Origin of the sequence: Microbacterium sp. zg.B48 (assembly GCF_024623505.1) — a bacterium.
Lineage (GTDB): Bacteria > Actinomycetota > Actinomycetes > Actinomycetales > Microbacteriaceae > Microbacterium.
In genome coordinates this window covers 196,325-216,290 of sequence record NZ_JANJFE010000005.1, presented here as the reverse complement: position 1 = coordinate 216,290, position 19,966 = coordinate 196,325, and the positions used below count along the sequence as shown (strand labels likewise).

The window sequence follows — 19,966 nt, the reverse complement described above, 5'->3', positions numbered from 1 at the left end:
TTTATTCGGACGAATAAGGTTGACTCTGAGGGCCAATGGCGACCCGCCCCCCGAAGAACCGCTACATGTGAGGTCGCCATGACTGCCACCCTGTCCCGCTCGGCCGACACCGACGCTCCCGTTCTCGACGTGCTCAGCGCGCGTTGGAGCCCTCGCGCGTTCGCGGTGGACGCTCCCATCGATGAGTCCAAGCTCGCCAGCGCCCTCGAAGCGGCGCGGTGGGCTCCGTCGGCGAACAACAGTCAGCCCTGGCGGTTCATCGTCGCCCGCCGCGGCAGCTCGGCCCACGACGCGATCCATGACAGTCTGCTCGGCTTCAATCAGGCATGGGCGGACAAGGCCGCGGTGCTCATCGTCGCCGTGGCTGAGACCGCGGACACCTCCGGAAAGGCGACGCCCTTCGCCGCGTACGATCTCGGGCAGGCTGTCGCGCACCTGAGCGTGCAGGCCCACCATGACGGGCTCCACGTGCACCAGATGGGCGGCTTCGACGGCGACGCGCTGCGCGCGCGGTTCGACCTCGGCGAGAACCTCCGCCCCGTCACCGTCATCGCCCTCGGCGTACTCGGCGATGCCGCCGACCTGCCGGAGGCGCTTCAGGAACGCGAGTCGGCGCCCCGTGTGCGTCGCGCGCTGTCCGAGAGCATCCTCCTCGACGCCTGAGGCCCGCCGCCGCGGCCTGAGGGCCGCGCCCGGCTGAGGCCCGGCGCCTCAGCTCTCCTCGGGCCGCTCCACCAGCACGCCGTCCGCATCGGCCCATACGTGCCGGCCCGGCGTGAAGGCGACCCCGGCGATGACGATCGGCACATCCACCTCGCCCGTCCCGTCCTTCGCGCTCTTACGCGGATTGCTCCCGAGCGCCTTCACGCCGATGGGCAGAGTGCGGATCGCCGCACGATCGCGAACGGCCCCGAAGACGATGATCCCGGCCCAGCCCTGATCGACAGCGGATGCCGCGATCACATCCCCGACGAGGGCGGACTCGAGCGAGCCGCCGCCGTCGATCACTAGCACCGCGCCGTTCCCCGGTCCGGCCAGGACCGCCTTGACCAGCGCATTGTCGCGGTGACACCGCACCGTGCGGATCGGACCGTTGAATGCGGTGCGTCCGCCCAGGTCGTGCAGCTGGAGTGCCAGCGAGTTCAGCGCGTCCCCGCGCTGGTCGTACAGGTCCGCAGTCGCGATCGTCATGACGACACGCTAGCCAGTCAGCGCTCGCTGGCGCTCCGATCGTTGTTGTTATAAATCATTGATTTTCACTACAATCTTCTCATGACCAGTGTCGCTCTTCCCCGTACGATCTTCGGCGATTACCACGACGAGTTCCGCGACGTGGTACGCCGCTTCGTGGAGCGCGAGGTCACCCCGCACCTCACCGCCTGGGGCGAGGCCGGACGCGTCGACCGCGACCTCTTCCGCAAGGCAGCCGAGACCGGTCTGCTCGGGATCACCGCGCCCGAGGAGTACGGCGGCGGCGGCATGGACGATTTCCGGTTCAATGCGATCGTGATCGAGGAGTTCGCCCGCGCCGGCGCGAGCGACGTGTCGATGTCGATCAGCGGTGAGAACGACCTCGTCGCGCCGTACTTCACCAACTTCGGCACCGCGGATCAGAACGAGCGCTGGCTCGCCCCGATGCTCGCCGGGCGGAAGGTCGGCGCGATCGCCATGACAGAGCCGGGCACCGGCTCGGATCTGGCAGCCATCACGACCACGGCCGTCCCGGACGGCGACGTGCTCGTGCTCAACGGCGCCAAGACGTTCATCTCCAACGGCCTGCTCGCGGACTTCTTCATCGTGGCCGTCCGCACCGATCCTGCCGCAGGCCGCAAGGGGATCAGCATGCTGATTGTGGATGCGGATGCTGCGGGATTCACCCGCTCCGGACCGTTGAAGAAGATCGGCCTGCCCGCGCAGGACACCGCTGAGCTGTTCTTCCAGAACGTCCGCGTTCCGCGGACCAACGTGCTCGGCGGCGAGGGCGAGGGCTTCACCAACATGCGCCGCAACCTCGCGATCGAGCGTCTCAGCATCGCCATCACGTCGATGGCGCGGATGCGGGCGACCTTCGAGCAAGCGCTCGCCTACGCCGGCGAACGCCGCGCCTTCGGCGAGCGCATCGCGGATTTCCAGGCCAACCGCTTCTACCTGGCCGAACTGGCGACCGAGATCGAGGTGACGCAGACCTTCATCGATCGGTGCATCCTCGATGCGTCCGGGCACGAGCTGGATGAGATCACCGCCGCGATGGCCAAGTGGTGGACGACCGAGCTGCACCAGCGCGTGATCCAGCGGGCGCTGCAGCTGCACGGCGGATACGGCTTCATGCGGGAATACGCCGTCGCTCGGGACTACATGGATTCCCGCGTCGCCACGATCTTCGGCGGCACGACCGAGATCATGAAGGAGATCATCGGGCGCCGCCTGACCCGCTGACGGACGCGCCGACGCGGTCCCGGCTTCAACGCGCGGACGGCGGGTTGAGGTCGGGATGCAGCGCGGTGAACAGGGAGTAGGGCTGACCGTCGGGATCCGGACCGCGCTCCTTGAACTCGTTGATCACCTCATACAGGCGCTGCGCCAGCTCCTCGCGGTGCTCGTCGTTGATCTTCAGCCCGAGCCACGTCGTGTCCACGTCGTCCGGCGGCAGTCCCGCGATCTGCTGCAGGAACGTCTCGACCATGACCAGCGACCCGCCCGGCATCGAGGTCCGCCACGACAGTCCGGTCGCCCGGTACGGCACCTCGCGCGCCCCCTGGGTGCCGGCGCGGTCGGGTTCGGCTGCCAGGAACCCGGTCTGCACGAGCGTTCGCACGTGATGCAGCATCGTCCCGGGGTTGACCCCGAGCAGCTCGGCGAGCTCCTTGTTCGTGCGCGACTCGAAGGCGCACAGCCGCAGGATCCGCAGTCGCGTCGCGGAGCCGAGGGCGCGGATGCGCGCCTGCGCGGCCGGGTCGCCCTCGTCCAGCACGATCCGCTCCTGGCTCATGGCTCCAGCCTAGCCGGGCGATTGACATTCCTCAATCAGTGACGGACACTGATTGGCATGTCCCAATCAGAGTCGGATGGCACGGACCGCGACGTGATCGCCGAGGCCCGTGCCGAATCCGAGCGACCGGGCGGGTTCGCCGGCCCGGTCACCGCGGAGACGGACGGCGACGGGCTCGGGTCTGCATCCGCCGTCCGCACCGGGCGCCCCCGGGCTCCCCGGAGCCTGTGGCGGGACCGCAACTTCCTCACCCTGTGGAGCGGACAGGCGTTCAGCCAGTTCGGATCGCAGATCCAGGAGCTCGCGATCCCCGTGCTGGCCGTGCTGATCCTGAACGCGACCGAGCTGCAGGTGGGCATGCTCACCGCCGCGGGCGTCGCCGCGTTCCTGGTCGTCGGACTCCCGGCGGGGGCGTGGATCGACCGGATGCGCAAGCGCCACGTCATGATCTGGGCGGACGCGGTCCGTGCGCTGGCGCTCGGGCTCATTCCGCTGCTGTGGTGGCTCGGCACCCTGCAGATGTGGCATCTGTATGCCGTCGCCCTGGTCGTGGGGATCGCGACGGTGTTCTTCGACGTGTCGTACCAGAGCATCATCCCCTCGCTGGTGCGCCCGAGCCAGATCGCCGAGGCCAACGGCAAGCTGCAATCCACGTACGAGCTGGCCAACATCGCCGGTCCGGGAATCGGCGGCTGGCTCATCGGCATCCTCACCGCGCCCTTCGCCATCCTCGCCACCGTCGGCACGTACGTCATCTCGTTCGTCGCCCTCCTGCTCACGCGAGACGACGAACAGGACCGCGCCCCCGAGGACCGTGCCCCGATCCTGCACGAGATCTGGGAAGGGCTGCGCTTCGTCTTCACCGAGAAGTTGCTCCGCCGAATTGTCGGGACGACCGGCGCCTCGAACTTCTTCAACACCATCTCGATGACGATGCTGCCGATCTTCCTGCTGCGCGAACTCGGGCTGAGCCCGATCTCGATGGGGGTCATCTTCTCGCTGGGCGCCGTCGGCGGTCTGGCCGGCGCCATCGCCACCCCGCACATCGTGCGGTGGGTCGGCGAGGCCCGGTCGATTCCGCTCAGCGCGATCGGATTCAGCGTCGTCGCGGTCTTCCTGCCGGTCGCGGCGATGGTGCCGTCCGTCGCCTTCCCCCTCCTGGTCGCGCAGGGATTCGTCGCCAGCTTCACGGTGCTCTGGTACAACATCACGCAGGTGACCTTCCGGCAGCGGATCACCCCGCCGCGCCTGCTCGGGCGGATGAACGCCTCGGTCCGCTTCGTCGTGTGGGGTGTGATGCCGCTGGCCGCGCTGCTCTCCGGTGCCCTCGGCGCGTGGCTCGGGGTGGTCGCGACGATGTGGATCGGCGCCCTCGGCCAGCTCTTCGCGGCGCTGTTCGTGCTGATCGGCCCGTTCTGGTCGCTCCGCGACCTGCCCGACGCCCACGCTCCCGCGGCCCGCTGAGCGGGCGGCGCCCCTTCCTCCGTTCACTTGCCCTATATGTACGCGAACCGGGGCGATCGGCGTGCATACAGGGCAAGTGAACAGCATGGGTGGGGGCCGCGGCGAGGATGGGCGGGCGGCGGCGCGGGACGCGACGAGGGCGCACAGAGGCGGCGCACAGAGCAGGGCGCACAGAGGCTGGCGCACAGGGATCGCGATCGTGCAATCCCTTCGCGTCAGCGATGTTCCCGGCATATCGTGAAGCATGACCGCACGCATCCTGTCGATCGGAACCGCGACGCCACCGACGACGATCACACAGGATCGCATCCGCGACTTCTTCGCCCAGCAGCCCGACTGCGACCGGCTGACGCAGCGTCTCATCCGCGCCACGTTCGACGCCGCCCAGATCGAGCGGCGGCACACGGTCCTCCGCGAACTGGGCGATCCCGGTCGCGACGGCATCTTCGTCGACGCCGCGGGCGCGCTGCGCTCCCCCGGCACCGCGCTGCGCAACGCGGAGTACATCCGGCTCGCCCCCGAGCTGTCCCGCCGAGCGGCGCAGTCCGCGCTGGACGAGGCGGGGATGCCGGCATCCCGGATCACGCACGTCGTCACCGTCTCGTGCACCGGATGCTTCGCCCCCGGCCCCGATTTCCGGATCGTCCGCGATCTGGGACTGGCATCCTCGACGGAGCGCTACCACCTGGGGTTCATCGGGTGCGCGGCCGCATTCCCCGCGCTGCGCGCCGCTGAGCGGTTCTGCGCCGCGCAGCCGGATGCGGCGGTGCTGGTCGTGTGCACGGAGCTGTGCAGCCTGCACATCCGGCCGAGCACGTCGCCGGATCAGATCGTCTCGTCCTCCGTGTTCGCCGACGGATCGGCCGCGGCGGTCATCACGGCCGATGCGGCCGAGCGTCCCGGCCTGGACCTGGAGCGGTTCGGCACGACCCTGACCAGCGAGGGCGAGAAGGACATGGCCTGGACCATCGGCGACGACGGGTTCGAGATGGTCCTCACCGGCGAAGTCCCCCGGATCATCGGCCGGGAGATCCGGGCTGCGGTGGACGGCTTCCTGGACGGCGAGGTGCCCACTGCCTGGGCGGTCCACCCCGGTGGCCGCAGCATCCTGGATCGGGTTCAGGCCGGGCTGGAACTGGCCCCCGAAGCGCTGCAGGCATCGCGGGCCGTGCTGCGGGACTACGGCAACATGTCCAGCGCCACGGTGATGTTCATCCTGCGCGAACTGCTGCACGATGACACGGTCGGAGACGGCGCCAGGATCGCCGGCCTCGCCTTCGGACCCGGCCTCACCGTGGAATCGGCGCTCTTCACCAAGCGGACCGCGGCGGTCGTGCCCAGTGCCGGCGCAGAACGACACCTGGCAGCGGCGGGATGAGCCTGGCCGAGCGCGACGTCGCCCTGCGCGAGCTGATGGACGATCCATCGTGCGACCCGGACCGCCTGCGCGCCACGCTGCGGCGGTTCGAGACGATCAACCGGCTGGTGTCGCGGTGGCGACCGGTCTACCGATCACGCATCCGCCCCTTCTTGGCGACCCGCGACGGGCCGGTGCGCGTCCTGGACCTCGGCTGCGGCGGAGGGGACGTGATCTCCCAGCTGTCGAGATGGGCGCAGAGCGACGGATTCGAGGTGGAGTGGGTCGGAGTCGACCCCGACCCGCGCGCGCTCGAAGTCGCGCTCAGCCGCCCCGCTCCGCCCCGGACCACCTTCCTGTGCGCCGATGCTGCCGACCTGCTCGCCACCGGCGAGCGCTTCGACCTCGTGCTGTCCAATCACGTCGTGCACCACCTCACCCCAGCCGAGCTCGGCGAGTTCGTCGAGCAGTCCCGCGACTTGTCCCGCGGCATCGTGCTGCACAGCGACATCGAGCGCGGGCGACTCGCTTACGCGCTGTATGCGATCGGGGTCACGCCCTTCGCCGCCGGCACCTTCCTGCGCACGGACGGCCTGCGCTCCATCCGCCGCAGCTACCTACAGGACGAGCTCGCCGATGTCCTCGGAACGCCGTGGCAGGTGGAGAAGTCCGCCCGGTTCCGCCTGCTGGCGGTGGCACCGGGCTCAGCCGGTGGTTGAGGTCCTCGTCGTCGGCGCCGGACCGGTCGGCACGCTTCTCGCGGCCGAGCTCGTGCGCCGCGGCGTCGACGTGCGCCTCCTGGAGCGCCGGGCGAGGCCGGGCGGAGGCACGCGCGCGATCGGCGTGCACGCACCGGTCCTGGCCGCTCTCGAGGAGTCCGGAGCGACCGAGCGCCTGCTGGACGCCGCCCGCCGGGTGCCGCGCGGCGAGGCGCGCGCCGGGTCTCGGATCCTCGGCATCGTGCGCTTCGATCACCTGTCGGCCCGCTTCCCGTTCGTCGCGACCCTGCCGCAGGCCGAGACCGAGGCGGTGCTGGGCGGGCTCGCACCCGCCCCGGAGCGCGGTGCCGACGTGACAGTGATCCGGCCGCGACCGACCGGCGTGGACGTGACCATCGCACGACCGGGCCGGGCGGACGAAGAACTGCGCGCACCGCTGGTCGTGCTGGCCGGCGGGTGGTCGGCCCGGCACCTGGCGTTTCGCGCCGACCGGATTCCGACCACGACGTACCGGGACCGTTACCTGATGTCCGACGTCCCCGTGGGGGACGGGGCGGATGCCGATATCGCCGTCGTGAATCTCGCACCGAGCGGGGTGCTGGAGTCCTTCCCGCTGCCGGGGTCGATGCGTCGCATGGTGGCGTGGGATGCCGCGGCCGTGCAAGCCGAGGACTCCGCGTCCGCTCGCGTGCAGCGACTGAAGGCGGCGCTGCGAGCCCGGGGTGAAGCATCCGTCGCCGATGCCGTCGTCACCGCGACCGCATTCGGGGTGCGGCGGGTGTGCGCGCCGCGGCTGCGCCACGGGCGGCTGCTGGTGATCGGGGACGCCGCGCACGAGGTCAGTCCGATCGGCGGGCAGGGCATGAATCTGGGGCTGCTCGATGCGGTCGGGCTGGCACCGCTGCTGACGCGGTGGGTGCACGAGCGCGCGGCGCCCGAAGAGGGGCTGGCGGCATGGGAGCGCCGCCGCGTCCGCTCGGCCGTGCGGGCCGGACGACTGGCGGCCGTCAACACGGTGCTCGGTCGTCCGCGCGGCGCCGCCGCCGACCTGGCGCGTCGCACGTTCGTGCGCGGCATGCTGGCTCCGCCGCTCGGGCGCGGCTTCGCGTGGGCCTACGCGATGGGCTTGGACGCCGGCCCCTGAGCCGCCCGCGAGCCCGCGAGACTGCAGAGGAGCCACGAGACTGAGGCATTGCACCACTGTTTCGAGGCGCCTATGCGGTCTCGAGGCGCTCAGCGGGGGCTCAGCGAGCTGGAGGGGCTGCGGCCGCCGACGCGGCTCAGGCGGCGAGCGCCCGACCCGTCGCCGCGAGCAGGACGCACAGCAGCAGCGACGCGAGCATGACGAGCTGGAACACGCGCCGCCCGGGGGGCCGCACCAGCGCGAGCACCAGACCGGCCGCGGCGATGGCGACCACGCCGACGAAGATGACGATGCTCAGCCACTCCGGTCCCGCCGGAGACGCGGGTCCGACCAGCACCGCCACCGCTCCCCCGACCAGCGCCAGCGCCGCGATCACCGCGGAGAGGCGACGACCGAGGCGATGCGGCAGGCCGCGCACACCGGTGCGGGCGTCGTCATCCAGATCGGGCAGGACGTTGGTCAGGTGGATCGCGATGCCCAGAGCGGCGCCGGCGATCCACGCCCACCCGGCGGCGGGCCGCGGCTCCGCGGCGGACAGCGTGACCAGCGAAGGCAGCAGCCCGAAGCTGACCATGAACGGCAGCACCGAGACCGGCGTGGACTTCAGCCCCGCGTTGTAGGACCACGCGGATGCCAGCGCCACCAGGTGCGCGAGCCCCATCGCCCAGCTCAGGGCGACGGACAGGCCCAGCGACAGCAGCACACAGACGGATGCCGCCGCCCACGCGACGCGCAGCGACACGTCCCCGCGCGCGAGCGGCTTGTCGGTACGCGCGATGAGACGGTCCCGACGCGCGTCGATGGCGTCGTTGGAGAGCCCGACCGAGAGCTGCCCGAGCAGGATCGCCGCGGTCAGCACCGCGATCCGCCAGGGGTCCAGGCCTGCGGCGACTCCGAGGGTGAGCGCCACTGCGGTCACGACGAGGCTGGGGCCCGGGTGCGTCGAGCGCCAGAGTGCCGCGATCACCGACGGTTTCGGGTCACCGGCGATTCGCATGCACCCGACCGTACCGCCGTCCGGGGCATCCCCGCGCAGGCCGGGCAGGCCGCTCCCCTGTCACGAACTGCGCGCCGGGCCGGCGTGTCGTGACAGGGGAGCGGAGGACCAGGAGCGCGGCTCAGTCCTCGAGAATCGCCGGGCACGCCGCTCCCCTGTCACGTTCTGCGCGCCGGGCCGGCGTGTCGTGACAGGGGAGCGGAGGACCAGGAGCGCGGCTCAGTCCTCGAGGATCGCTTCGACGACCTCGTCGTCATCCACGGTGGCCTCGGTGCCCTCGGCCGGGCCGGCACTGGTGAGCACCAGCGTCGATCCGTCGACCGCGACGTCCACGCGCACGACGTCGCCGTCGCGTACGCCGCCCGAGAGGATCGCCATCGCGAGGCGGTCCTGGATCTCGGACTGGATGAGCCGGCGCAGCGGTCGAGCGCCGAACACCGGGTCGTAGCCGCGCTCGGCGAGCCACGCTCGCGCGTCCGGTGTGACCGCAAGGGTCAGGCGCCGCTCGTGCAGCCGGCGCTGCAGCGCGTCCACGGTGAGCTCGACGATCTGCGCGAGATCATCCTCGGTCAGGGCCTGGAAGATCACGATGTCGTCCAGGCGGTTGATGAACTCGGGCTTGAACGCCTGGCGCACCAGCCCCTGCACGGCCTCGCGCTTCTGCTCGATCGACAGCGTCGGATCGATCAGGATCGGCGAACCCAGGTTCGAGGTCAGCACCAGGATGACGTTCTTGAAGTCCACGGTGCGACCCTGGCCGTCGGTCAGGCGGCCGTCGTCCATCACCTGCAGCAGCACGTCGAACACCTCGGGGTGCGCCTTCTCGACCTCGTCCAGCAGCACGACGCTGTAGGGACGGCGGCGCACGGCCTCGGTCAGCTGTCCGCCCTGCTCATAGCCGATGTATCCCGGGGGCGCACCGACCAGTCGCGACACGGAGTGCTTCTCGCCGTACTCGGACATGTCGATGCGGACCATGGCGTGCTCGTCGTCGAAGAGGAAGTCCGCCAGCGACTTGGCCAGCTCGGTCTTTCCGACACCGGTCGGTCCGAGGAACAGGAACGAGCCCGTCGGCCGGTCCGGGTCGCTGATGCCGGCGCGAGAGCGCCGCACGGCATCCGAGACCGCCTTGACGGCCTCCTTCTGACCGATCAGCCGCTTGCCGAGTTCGGCTTCCAGATGCACCAGCTTCTCGGTCTCGCCCTGCAGCAGCCGGCCGACCGGGATGCCGGTCCAGGCGGCGATCACCGAGGCGATGTCCTCTTCGGTGACCTGGTCGTTGACCATGCGGTCTCCGGCCGGCTCCTCGCGCTCGGCTTCCAGGAGCTGACGCTCCAGCGCCGGGATCTCCGCATACAGCAGCCGGGACGCCTTCTCGAGGTTGCCCTCGCGCTGTGCGCGGTCGGACTCCATCCGGGCTGCATCCAGCCGGGTCTTCAGGTCGCCGACGCGGTTGAGCGACGCACGCTCGCGCTCCCAGCGGGACTGCAGCTCGCGCAGGCGCTCCTCTTCGCTCTTGAGGTCCTCCCGCAGCTTGACCAGACGCTCCTTGGATGCCGCGTCCTTCTCCTTCTTCAACGCGAGCTCTTCGAGCTTGAGCCGGTCCACGTGACGGCGCAGCTCATCGATCTCCAGCGGCGCGGAGTCGATCTCCATACGCAGGCGTGACGCGGCTTCGTCGATCAGGTCGATGGCCTTGTCCGGCAGCTGACGGGACGGGATGTAGCGGCTGCTCAGCGATGCCGCCGCCACCAGCGCCGCGTCGGCGATGGCCACCTTGTGGTGGGCCTCGTAGCGCTCTTTGAGCCCGCGCAGGATCGCCACCGTGTCCTCGACCGAGGGCTCGCCGACATACACCTGCTGGAAGCGGCGTTCCAGCGCGGCATCCTTCTCGATGAACTCCCGGTACTCGTTGAGCGTGGTGGCGCCGATCATCCGCAGCTCACCGCGGGCGAGCATCGGCTTGAGCATGTTGGATGCCGCGACCGAGCCCTCGCCGCCGCCGGCGCCCATCAGCACATGCAGCTCGTCGATGAAGGTGATGACCTTGCCGTCGGATTCGGTGATCTCCTTCAGCACGCTCTTCAGGCGCTCCTCGAACTGACCGCGGTACATCGCCCCGGCGACCAGCGCCGAGATGTCCAGAGTGACCAGTTCTTTGTCCTTGAGGGACTCCGCGACGTCGCCGGCCACGATCCGCTGAGCGAGGCCCTCGACGACGGCGGTCTTGCCGACGCCGGGCTCGCCGATCAGGACCGGGTTGTTCTTGGTGCGGCGGGTGAGCACTTGGCTGACGCGCCGGATCTCGCTGTCGCGTCCGATGACCGGGTCGAGCTTGCCTTGACGGGCGCGGTCGGTCAGGTTGATCCCGAACTGCTCCAAGGGGCTCTGCTGCTCCTCCTGTCCGGGCTGCTGCGTGGCGTTCATCTATCTCCTGAGGTCTGGGGTCGGGCTCATTCAAACTTGAGCCGCGTTGACTCAAGTTTACCAGAGGGGCGCATGGGCGGCAATGCCCCTGCCCGCAGCGCGGTCGTGACCAGCCCTACCCAACCGGCGGGACGTTGACTAACGTCGGAGCGTCGGCGTCAACGAGGTCGCCGAAGGTCCGAGAGGAGAACCATGTCCTTCACGTCCCGCAGGACGGCTGCGGCGATCGCCGCCGCTGCCATGGTGGCAACGGTGGGTCTGGCATCACCAGCATTCGCCGTACCCGAGGCCGATACGGTCACAAAGATCACCCGCGCGGTGAAGATCAGCCAGGTGATGAACCACCTGAAGGAACTGCAGCGCATCGCCGATGACAACGGCGACCGCGCCGCCGGACGGCCAGGGTACGCGGCATCCGTGGATTACGTGGTGCGGGAGCTCGAACGCGCCGGCTACACCCCGGAGGTCCAGGAGTTCCCGTTCACCTACGCCGAGGAGAACTCCGCGCTCTCGCGCGTCGACCCCCCGACGACGTGGGTGGACGGCCAGGACTTCCTGCGCAACAACTTCGACTCCGGGAGCCCCGAGGGCACCGGGACCGGTCCGCTTGAACCGGTCGATCTGGTTCCGCCGTTCCCCGCGGACGGAACCAGCACCAGCGGGTGCGAGGCGGAGGACTTCGCCGACTTCGACGCCGGTTCGGTCGCGCTGGTCCAGCGCGGCACCTGCGACTTCTCGCTGAAGGCGCTGAATGCCCAGGCTGCCGGCGCTGTCGCGGTGATCGTCACCAACGACGGCCGCCCGGGGCTCGTGGGAATGATCGGAGACGCCACCGGCCTGACGATCCCGGCGATCTTCGTCGCGTCATCCGTGGGGCAGGACCTCGCCTCGACACCGGGCGCGGAGGTCACGGTGACCGTGGACTACTTCGCCGAGGAGCGGACCGCGTTCAACGTGATCGCCGAGACGCAGATCGGCGATGACAGCAACGTGGTCATGGCCGGCGCGCACCTGGACAGCGTGCAGAACGGCGCGGGCATCAACGACAACGGCACCGGCAGTGCAGCGCTGCTGGAGACGGCGATCCAGATGCAGCGCGTCAAGCCGACCAACACGGTGCGCTTCGCCTGGTGGGGAGCCGAGGAGGAGGGCCTGCTCGGCTCGGAGTACTACGTCAACAACCTCACGCCCGAGCAGCAGGATGAGATCGCCCTGTACCTGAACTTCGACATGATCGGCTCGCCGAACTTCTTCTACGGGATCTACGACGGCGACGACTCGAGCGGAACGGCGCCCGAGGGGTTCATCCCCGAGGGTTCCGCGGCGATCGAGGACGTGTTCGAGCAGTTCTACCAGTCGCAGGGACTGCCGTATCAGGACACCGACTTCTCGGGACGTTCGGACTACGGCCCGTTCATCAGCGCCGGCATCCCGGCCGGCGGACTGTTCACCGGTGCAGAGGAGATCAAGACCGCCGAGGAGGCCGCGCTGTACGGCGGGCTCCCGGATGTCGCGTACGACCCCTGCTACCACCAGCCGTGCGACAGCCTGACTGCGGACGGCGCGGACCAGGAGCTGTACAAGGCGCTGAACAAGTCGTACAAGCAGCGGCTCGCCGGCAACGTCAACCGGATCGCCCTGGACGTCAACTCCGACGCGATGGCGGCGGCCATCATCACGTTCGCGTTCGACACGTCGACGGTGACCGGGACGGTGGACACCTTCAGCGCGAAGTCGGCGGGGTCGGGCGTCGACCTGAACGCCCTCCGGGACCGCTTCACGCAGTAACGGGCACGGTGCGACCGAAGCGGCGGGGGCGGTGCGTCCCCCGCCGCTTCGGTGTGAGCGGCAGCGAAGCGCGCCGATCCGCCGGGCTATGCCGCCGGGACCGCTGTCGTCGCGCGCGCGGTGTCGTGCGCCTCGAGCGCGGAGCCGTTGGTCCCGATCCCGCAGCAGAACGTCGCCCGGTACGCGGTCGGGGTGGTGCCGAGCACGCGCGAGAAGTTCTGGCGCAGGACGGATGCCGATCCGAAACCGCACTCGTAGGCGATGCGGTCCAGGCCCAGGTCGGTCTGCTCGAGCAGCCGCTGGGCGTGGATGATCCGCTGCCGGCCGAGCCATGCCGCCGGCGTCGTGCCGTAGTCGGCCTTGAACCTGCGCGCGAACGTCCGCGGCGACATGTGCGCCTTCGCGGCGAGCTGATCGACGGTCAGCTCCATTCGCAGGTTCCCCAGCATCCAATCCGTGACCGGCGACAGCGAGAGGCTGGCCACCTGCGGAAGCGGCCGAGAGATGAACTGCGCCTGCCCGCCATCCCGCTGCGGCGGCACCACCATGCGTCGTGCGATCGTGTTGGTCATCTCGGCGCCGAGCTCCTGACGCAGCAGGTGCAGGCACGCATCCAGGCCCGCCGCGGTGCCGGCGCTGGTGATGATGCGGCCGTCCTGCACGTACAGCACGTCTGGATCCACGTCGATCGCCGGGTACATCCGGGTCATGGTGTCGGCGTACATCCAGTGCGTCGTGGCGCGGCGACCGTCCAGAACGCCGGCCTCGGCGAGGATGAACGATCCGCTGCAGACGCTGAGCAGCCAGGCTCCGCGTCTGGCGGCGTGCCGAACCACCTCGAGCACGCGCGCATCCGTCCGGCCCCACCATTCCTGGGGCGTGGGCGAGACGACCACGAGGTCGGCTTCGTACGCGAAGGACAGGTCGTTCTCGACGTTGATCGAGAAACCCAGCTTGGATTGCACGATCCCGGGCGCGGGGGCCACGATTCGGAAGTCGAAGTTCGGGATGCCGTCGTCGGTGCGGTCCAGACCGAACGCCTCGCACGCGACACCGAACTCAAAGGGCGCGAATCCGTCTTGGACGATGACGGCAACGGTCTTCATGGCGGCTCCTCGATGGGGTCGTGGCAGTAATCGTGCGCTGCATGGCCATCCTGCCACTCGTGGCGGGATTCGGTCAAGCGTAGCGTTCCTGCCATGTTGATGATCATTGCAGTTGCCGCCATTGCCGCCTACGCGATCGGTGCTTCGGTCCTCGCCCTGACCAAGGACGGCTACCACCGGGTGCCGACCGACTACACGCGCCTTCCTTGAGCGGTCCCCGTCCACCACAGGCCCATAACTCCTGCACTTCGCCACCATCGGCGATCGCGGAAGGCCGGATACCGGCTCGACCCGGCACCACTGCTCGCAGAGTGCAGGAGTCATGCGCCGCACACGGGCGGGTCCGCGCTGACGACCGCTGCCCCGGTCAGGCCCGAGCGCGCCGGTAGACCTCGACCATCGCCGCGGTGCGCGACGACTGCCGGAATCTGTCCCGCACAGAGCCGTCCGGAATCGGGCCGTGCCCGCTCGCGATCTGTGTGACCGCGGTGCGCAGGGTTGCCGCCAGCGCCGCGGATGAGGCATCCGGCACCGCCCAGAGGCCCGATCCCAGCTCGGCGGCGATATCCGGGTCGCTGACGACCGCGGGCGTGCCCAGCGCTGCGGCCTCGAACACCGTCATGCCCTGCGTCTCGAAGCCGATCGAGGTCTGCACGACCGCGTCGGCCGCGGCGATGCGGTGCAGGGTCTGGACGTACGGCAGCCGACCGGCGAACACGACGGATGCCGTGGGCGTGAGCCGCTGCACCAGCCTGCGCGCCGCACCCTCCTGCCCCCCGCCGCCGATGATCTCCACCTCCGCCTCGATCCCGGCCTCGGCAACGGCCTCCAGGAACGGCAGCAGACGCTTCTCGGGACTCATCCGCCCGAGCCAGACCAGACGCGGTCGCCCCGCGGCCCGCCGGGCCGGTTCGGAGGCGAGCGCGGCATCCAGCACGTCGTCGTCGATCCCGTTCCACACGACATCGACGCCGGGCACGGCCCCGAGGCCGGGAGTCACGCCGTGCTGCTCCAGCCGCCGCGCGAAATGCGATGACGGCGCCGTGACCGCCTGCGACCGCGCGGCGAAGCGGCGCAGATACGCCCAGCCGTCCCGCCCGGTGGTCGCTGCGGCGGTCCGGTCGGGGGCAGCCGCAGCGCCGCGCCCGACCGGCGCGAGTACGCGCCGCTGCCACGCGTTCAGGCTCCGCAGCACCACACCCGGGAACGGCGCGGTGGCCTCGATCCCGACGTCCACGCGGTTGTGCATGGTGTGCACCACCGGCAGTCCGTGCCGCGCCGCGAAGCGGTGGCCGATGAATGCGCCCCAGAAGTCACCCTGGACGTGCACCACGTCCACCGGCGGGCGACCGGACAGGGCGGCGTCGACGAACCGGTCCGTGCGGCGCCCGGGCCAGGACATCGAGTATTCGCGATCGACCGTGAGCGGGATCGAAGGGGTGTCGATGTAGGCGTCGTCCGCGATGCCGGCGCGGGGGCCGTGCATCCGCGGCGCCACGATGCTCACGGTGTGGCCGGCACGCTCCAGGAAGCGCCGCTGCAACCGCATCGAGACCTGCGCCCCGCCGAGGGATTCGACGTGCTGATCGCCGAACATCACGACGTGCATCGGCACCTATTCCGGAATCGGGTCGCCGCGGTACAGCGCCTCGAACGTGTCGAGTGTGCGGTTGATGTCGTGGATCACGACGCCGTCGAGCGAGGCCTGCTGCATGCGGAGGCGCTCCTCGGGAGCTGCGGTGAGCACGTCCGCGAGCCGCGCGGACATCTCCTGGACGTTGCCCGGCTCGAACAGGTACCCGTTCACGCCGTCGTGCACCAGGTGCGGCAGCGCCACGGCGTTGGCGGCCACGATCGGCAGACCGGAGGCCATCGCCTCCATGGTCGCGATCGACTGCAGTTCGGCGATCGAGGCGATCGCGAAGACGCTGGCGTGACTGTACAGCGCACGCAGCTCCTCCTCGGGGGCGTGCCCGTGGAAGCGGACGCGCGCGTCCAGGCCGAGGGAATGCGCGAGCTGCTCGAGGTTCTTGCGCTGATCCCCCTCTCCGACCAGGTCCACGTGCACGTCCAGCCCAGCATCCAGCTGTGCCGCTGCGCTGAGCAGGACGTCGATGTGCTTCTCGGTGGTGAGCCGGCCGACGAACAGGATGCGGTTGGCGTCGCGCGGGGTCAGGTCGGGGACGTAGTTGGAGCGATCGATGCCGCAACTGATCGGGATGACCCCGTGGATGTCGATGGTCGACTCCAGGAAATCCGCCGCCCGGCGAGTGGGTGTGGTCACCGCGCGGGTCATGCCGAAGGTGCGCTTCGCGTCCGCCCACGCGAGTTTGACCATCACGTCGTTCAAGGCCTTCGGCAGGGTGGTGTGATCCAGGACGTTCTCGGCCATCACGTGGTTGGTGGCGATGATGGGGATGCCGCGCTTGCGCGCCTCGCGGGACAGCCCGCGGCCGATCACGATGTGCGACTGGATGTGCACGACGTCGGGCTTGACCTCGTCCAGCACGCGTCGGGCGTGGCGCTTGGACATCCACGGCAGCACGAAGGTGAGCCAGTCGTGCGGATACCAGCGCCACGACGGCAGTCGGTGCACGGTCATCGGCTCGCCCTCGATGATCTCGGTCGAGGTTCCGCGCGTCCAGTGCGTGGCACTGGGCGCCATGACGTGCACCTCGTGCCCGCGCGAGACCAGGCCGGCGGCGAGGCGCTCGGCGAACCGCGCTGCGCCGTTGACGTGCGGAGCGAACGTGTCGGCGCCGATCAGGACCGCGAGGGGTCGCCGGGTGTCCGGCCCGTCGGCGCGGGGATCGTCGGGCGTCTCGGACGGGGTCACGGGATGCTGGTTGCCTATCTCTGCGCTGGGGGCGGGTCGCACAGGTCGGTGCGTGCGCGCTTCAACTCTAGCCGAGGGGTCTGTGGGAGGCCGGGAAGCACCGTGGCCGGGTCCGATGTCCGCCCGGGGTCCGCGCCGGCGCGGTGCAATCGGCGGCGGATGCGGTGCTCCCACCTCGTACCCTGGAGGCATGCCCCGACTTCAGGCTGATGCCGACCCGAACCGCTGGGTCGCCGTGACCGGTTCGCTGATGTTCGGCGGTCGCCGGCACCGCAAGGCCGCGATCGGCATGCTCCTCGATCAGGCCACGCGTGCGCTCGGCGCGTCCGGGACGCCGGCCGACGGCGGCAGTCCGCGCCGCCGGGGTGGCTTCGCGGCGTGGGCGATGAGCCAGGCCACCCCGTTCCTGATGCGCCGCGCGGCGGGCCGCGTGCTGGTGTGGGTGTGGAAGGCGGACCCAGAACTGCTGGTGGTGATGGCTCAGGTTCAGGAGGCCACCGCACAGCTGCGCGCCGCGCGCGCCTCGCTGCCGATGGAGTACGACGACACCGAGTCGTTCCGCGGCACGTACCTCGGCATGGGCGAGAAGCTGGTGATCCCGCTGCCCCCGGATCAGCGCACGCCGCCGTTCGCCACGTACACATGGGATACCGGCACCCACTTCGTGACCGTCACCGCGGTGTGCGGCGACCGCGAGCGGTTCGGCACGGTGATCGGCGCCGTCGACGATCTGGCGCGCACCCTGCGGATCGTGGATGACCTGGCGGTCGGCGAATCCCCGGAGGTCCTGCGGATCGAGCCCTGAGCCTTCCGCCCGGCCGGTACGCCGCGCTCCGCGGGGCGCTGCGGTTCAGCGCGGCGCCGTGCCGGCGGTGTCCCCGGAGAGCCAGCGCAGCCAGCGCGCGTCCGGGTCGACGTCCAGCACGAGCGCGCGCACGAGCAGGGTGAGCGGGATCGACAGGATCGCGCCGAGCGGGCCGATGATGAAGGTCCAGAAGATGACCGAGAAGAAGCTCAGCGTGAGGGTGAGATCCACCGCGTCGCTGACGAACTTCGGCTGCACCAGGACCTGCAGCACGACGTTGACCACGCTGTAGATCGCGATCACGACGAGCATCAGCGGCCAGCCGCCGACGACCAGGGCCAGCAGTGCGGGCGGGATCAGGCCGATGACGAAGCCGATGTTGGGGATGAAGTTGGTCACGAACGCGAGGATCGCCCACACCACCGGTGCCGGGACCCCGATCGCCCACAGCGCCAGTCCGTCGAGGACCGCGACCAGAGCCCCGAAGGTGGCGTTGACGACGTAGTAGCGGCGTACGCCGGAGTTGAAGAGCCGGATGCGATGGACCACGGGCGTCGCGGCGGTGCCGAAGGCCGCCTCGGCTCGGCTGTAGCGGGCCCCGTCGACGGCCATGAAGATCACATACGCCAGGACGAAGAACATCGCGGTGAGGATCCCTACCGCCGTTCCGCCCACGGATGTCACCGCCGACACGATGCTCGACGGCTCGAAGACGGATGCCGCGGCATCCGAGGCCTCATCGCTCAGGCCCACCGTTCCGAGCCAGTCGACGAAGCCGCCGGCCGCGTCGCGCAGCTGGTCGGTGTAGTCGCCGACGAGTCGGACGAACTGCGTGCCCGCGAAGAACAGCAGCACCCCGAGGACGGCCAGGATCAGGTAGGCCAGGCCGATCACGGCGGTCGTGGCCAGCCAGCGCGGCCAGCGGTGGCGCTCCAGCCCGTGCCGGACCGGGTGGCAGATGATCACGATGACGCCGGCCAGCACGAGCGGGCCGACCAGCTCGCGGGCGAAGAACAGGCCGGCGAGCGCGATCACCGCTGCGGCCAAGCCGAGCAGAAGCCGCAGGGAGGGCGCCATCGCGGGCGGGGGGACCCGGCCGGAATCGCTCATCGTGCGTCCGCGTTCTCGGCGGGCGGGCGTGGCAGGCGAGCGCTGATGTCGTCGATCTTGTGCGCCACATCGCGCAGCTGTCCACGGGTGGCCGGCTCGTCGGCGTCCCGGCCGATGGCCGCCCGCTCCAGCACCCAGGACGCCAGCGTCGCCGTCACCACACCCACCAGCGCGACGCCTCCGCACATCAGCAGCACCGCGATCGTGCGGCCCCACGGGGTGACCGGATAGAAGTCGCCGTAGCCGACGGTCGTGACGGTGACGAACGCCCACCAGATCGCATCGCCGAAGGTCTCGATGTTGGCGCCGGCCGCTCCGCGCTCCGCTTCGAGCTCGGCCAGGGCCGCGACCCAGATGAGCACGGCAGCCGCACCGGACCCGTAGATCGCGATGCGACTGCGCAGCGCGGTGCCCGCGGTCTGCTGCAGCATGTGGACGAGGGTGAGCGCCTTGAGCAGGCGCAGCGGCTTGAGGACCGGAAGGACGACGACCAGAAGGTCGAAGATGTGCCTGCGGAACCACGGACCGCGCGGGTGAGCCAGCCCCAGCCGCACGGTGTAGTCGACGGCGAAACTCACCCACGTCAGCAGGATGAACACGCGTGCGACCAGATAGGCGGTGCCCTGAAGGTCGGCGATCACCTGCCAGGAGTACACCACGATGAAGATCACCGAGGAGACCAGAAGCGGCCAGTAGGTCAGCTGCCGCCACCGCTCCTCGGTCATGCCCGAACTTTAGAACCGGCACCGGCGGGATGCCGGATCCCGCGCGGCGCGGCGGCGACCGCACTGCGCCCCCGCGTCACTCGTGCTCTGCCAGCCAGCCCCGGGACAGCCGCTTGGGCGCCTTCAGAAGCCACGAGTCGGTGATCACCTCGCGCAGGAAGTCCCGCGTGATGATGTCCAGGCGGACCAGGACGGCCGGGTAGCCGTCGAAATGCGGGATGGTGAAGAAGACATCGGGGTACGCGCCGAGCAGCGCCTCCTTGCCCTCCAGCCCGTCCGTGCGCACCCCCACGACGGCGCCCTCCGGCCAGGACCTGCCCAGCTCCGCCAGCGCGGCGAGGTCGGCTTTGCTGGGACCGCGTTCCCAGACGAACAGGCCGTCCGCGGTGCGCCAGCCCGCGCCGCCGCGATGGCCGTCCACCTTCTCGAACGTCTCCGGAAAGCCCAGCGCGATCGTGCGCACATCGGCCAGAGTGGGCATACCGACAGTGTGCTCGCT

The 19,966-nt window shown here is 70.1% G+C and carries 18 protein-coding genes; 8 read left to right on the top strand and 10 right to left on the bottom strand.

The features are described from left to right. Positions 1-78 precede the first annotated feature (78 nt). Complete coding sequence (locus NQ152_RS05005) at positions 79-663, top strand: nitroreductase family protein (RefSeq protein WP_257523214.1); 585 nt, start codon at positions 79-81, stop codon at positions 661-663. A gap of 48 nt (positions 664-711) precedes the next feature. Here the strand turns inward: NQ152_RS05005 and rraA are convergent, their stop codons facing one another. Next, positions 712-1,191, bottom strand: coding sequence for a ribonuclease E activity regulator RraA (gene rraA, locus NQ152_RS05000; RefSeq protein ID WP_257523213.1), 480 nt, complete (start codon positions 1,189-1,191; stop codon positions 712-714). Positions 1,192-1,272: 81 nt separating this feature from the next. Between rraA and NQ152_RS04995 the strand changes: the two genes are divergently transcribed. Next, entirely contained in the window at positions 1,273-2,436 is a 1,164-nt protein-coding gene (locus NQ152_RS04995; protein WP_257523212.1) for an acyl-CoA dehydrogenase family protein, read from the top strand. Positions 2,437-2,461: 25 nt separating this feature from the next. Here the strand turns inward: NQ152_RS04995 and NQ152_RS04990 are convergent, their stop codons facing one another. After that, entirely contained in the window at positions 2,462-2,989 is a 528-nt protein-coding gene (locus tag NQ152_RS04990) for a helix-turn-helix domain-containing protein (RefSeq protein ID WP_257501094.1), read from the bottom strand. Positions 2,990-3,046: 57 nt separating this feature from the next. On the opposite strand from NQ152_RS04990, the gene NQ152_RS04985 reads away from it, so the two are divergent. From NQ152_RS04985 to NQ152_RS04970, 4 genes are all read left to right on the top strand, one after another. Next, entirely contained in the window at positions 3,047-4,453 is a 1,407-nt protein-coding gene (locus NQ152_RS04985; RefSeq protein ID WP_257501093.1) for an MFS transporter, read from the top strand. A 244-nt stretch (positions 4,454-4,697) separates the two neighbouring features. Beyond that, positions 4,698-5,831, top strand: coding sequence for a type III polyketide synthase (locus tag NQ152_RS04980; protein ID WP_257523211.1), 1,134 nt, complete (start codon positions 4,698-4,700; stop codon positions 5,829-5,831). Continuing rightward, complete coding sequence (locus tag NQ152_RS04975; RefSeq protein ID WP_257523210.1) at positions 5,828-6,529, top strand: methyltransferase domain-containing protein; 702 nt, start codon at positions 5,828-5,830, stop codon at positions 6,527-6,529. The genes NQ152_RS04980 and NQ152_RS04975 overlap by 4 nt, the downstream gene beginning before the upstream one ends. Then, positions 6,522-7,673, top strand: a complete 1,152-nt coding sequence (locus tag NQ152_RS04970; RefSeq protein WP_257523209.1) for an NAD(P)/FAD-dependent oxidoreductase — start codon at positions 6,522-6,524, stop codon at positions 7,671-7,673. Before NQ152_RS04975 ends, NQ152_RS04970 begins: the two co-directional genes overlap by 8 nt. Before the next feature lie 136 nt (positions 7,674-7,809). On the opposite strand, the gene NQ152_RS04965 is transcribed toward NQ152_RS04970, so the two are convergent. Together NQ152_RS04965 and NQ152_RS04960 are read right to left on the bottom strand one after the other, a co-directional pair. Then, complete coding sequence (locus NQ152_RS04965; RefSeq protein ID WP_257523208.1) at positions 7,810-8,670, bottom strand: UbiA family prenyltransferase; 861 nt, start codon at positions 8,668-8,670, stop codon at positions 7,810-7,812. 219 nt (positions 8,671-8,889) lie between these two features. After that, positions 8,890-11,097, bottom strand: coding sequence for an ATP-dependent Clp protease ATP-binding subunit (locus NQ152_RS04960; RefSeq protein ID WP_257523207.1), 2,208 nt, complete (start codon positions 11,095-11,097; stop codon positions 8,890-8,892). A gap of 192 nt (positions 11,098-11,289) precedes the next feature. On the opposite strand from NQ152_RS04960, the gene NQ152_RS04955 reads away from it, so the two are divergent. Further along, a complete protein-coding gene (locus NQ152_RS04955; RefSeq protein ID WP_257523206.1) occupies positions 11,290-12,885 on the top strand; it encodes a M28 family peptidase in 1,596 nt (531 codons plus the stop codon). Positions 12,886-12,971: 86 nt separating this feature from the next. Here the strand turns inward: NQ152_RS04955 and NQ152_RS04950 are convergent, their stop codons facing one another. The 3 genes from NQ152_RS04950 to NQ152_RS04940 form a co-directional block, all read right to left on the bottom strand. After that, positions 12,972-13,991 (bottom strand): GlxA family transcriptional regulator, encoded by a 1,020-nt coding sequence (locus tag NQ152_RS04950; protein ID WP_257523205.1) that lies wholly within the window; start codon positions 13,989-13,991, stop codon positions 12,972-12,974. 367 nt (positions 13,992-14,358) lie between these two features. Continuing rightward, on the bottom strand, positions 14,359-15,600 hold the full coding sequence (locus tag NQ152_RS04945) for a glycosyltransferase (RefSeq protein ID WP_257523204.1): 1,242 nt from the start codon (positions 15,598-15,600) through the stop codon (positions 14,359-14,361). A 6-nt stretch (positions 15,601-15,606) separates the two neighbouring features. Then, entirely contained in the window at positions 15,607-16,827 is a 1,221-nt protein-coding gene (locus NQ152_RS04940) for a glycosyltransferase (RefSeq protein ID WP_257523203.1), read from the bottom strand. Between the two features lie 190 nt (positions 16,828-17,017). On the opposite strand from NQ152_RS04940, the gene NQ152_RS04935 reads away from it, so the two are divergent. Continuing rightward, positions 17,018-17,632 (top strand): hypothetical protein, encoded by a 615-nt coding sequence (locus NQ152_RS04935; RefSeq protein ID WP_257501083.1) that lies wholly within the window; start codon positions 17,018-17,020, stop codon positions 17,630-17,632. A 45-nt stretch (positions 17,633-17,677) separates the two neighbouring features. Here the strand turns inward: NQ152_RS04935 and NQ152_RS04930 are convergent, their stop codons facing one another. The 3 genes from NQ152_RS04930 to NQ152_RS04920 all read right to left on the bottom strand — a co-directional run bounded on the left by NQ152_RS04930 (position 17,678) and on the right by NQ152_RS04920 (position 19,948). Then, positions 17,678-18,742, bottom strand: coding sequence for an AI-2E family transporter (locus NQ152_RS04930; RefSeq protein WP_257501082.1), 1,065 nt, complete (start codon positions 18,740-18,742; stop codon positions 17,678-17,680). After that, positions 18,739-19,467, bottom strand: coding sequence for a potassium channel family protein (locus NQ152_RS04925; RefSeq protein WP_257501081.1), 729 nt, complete (start codon positions 19,465-19,467; stop codon positions 18,739-18,741). The genes NQ152_RS04930 and NQ152_RS04925 overlap by 4 nt, the downstream gene beginning before the upstream one ends. Before the next feature lie 76 nt (positions 19,468-19,543). After that, positions 19,544-19,948 carry an MmcQ/YjbR family DNA-binding protein gene (locus NQ152_RS04920; protein ID WP_257501080.1) on the bottom strand — a complete coding sequence of 135 codons (405 nt, stop codon included), beginning with the start codon at positions 19,946-19,948 and terminating at the stop codon, positions 19,544-19,546. Between the last annotated feature and the right edge of the window lie 18 nt (positions 19,949-19,966).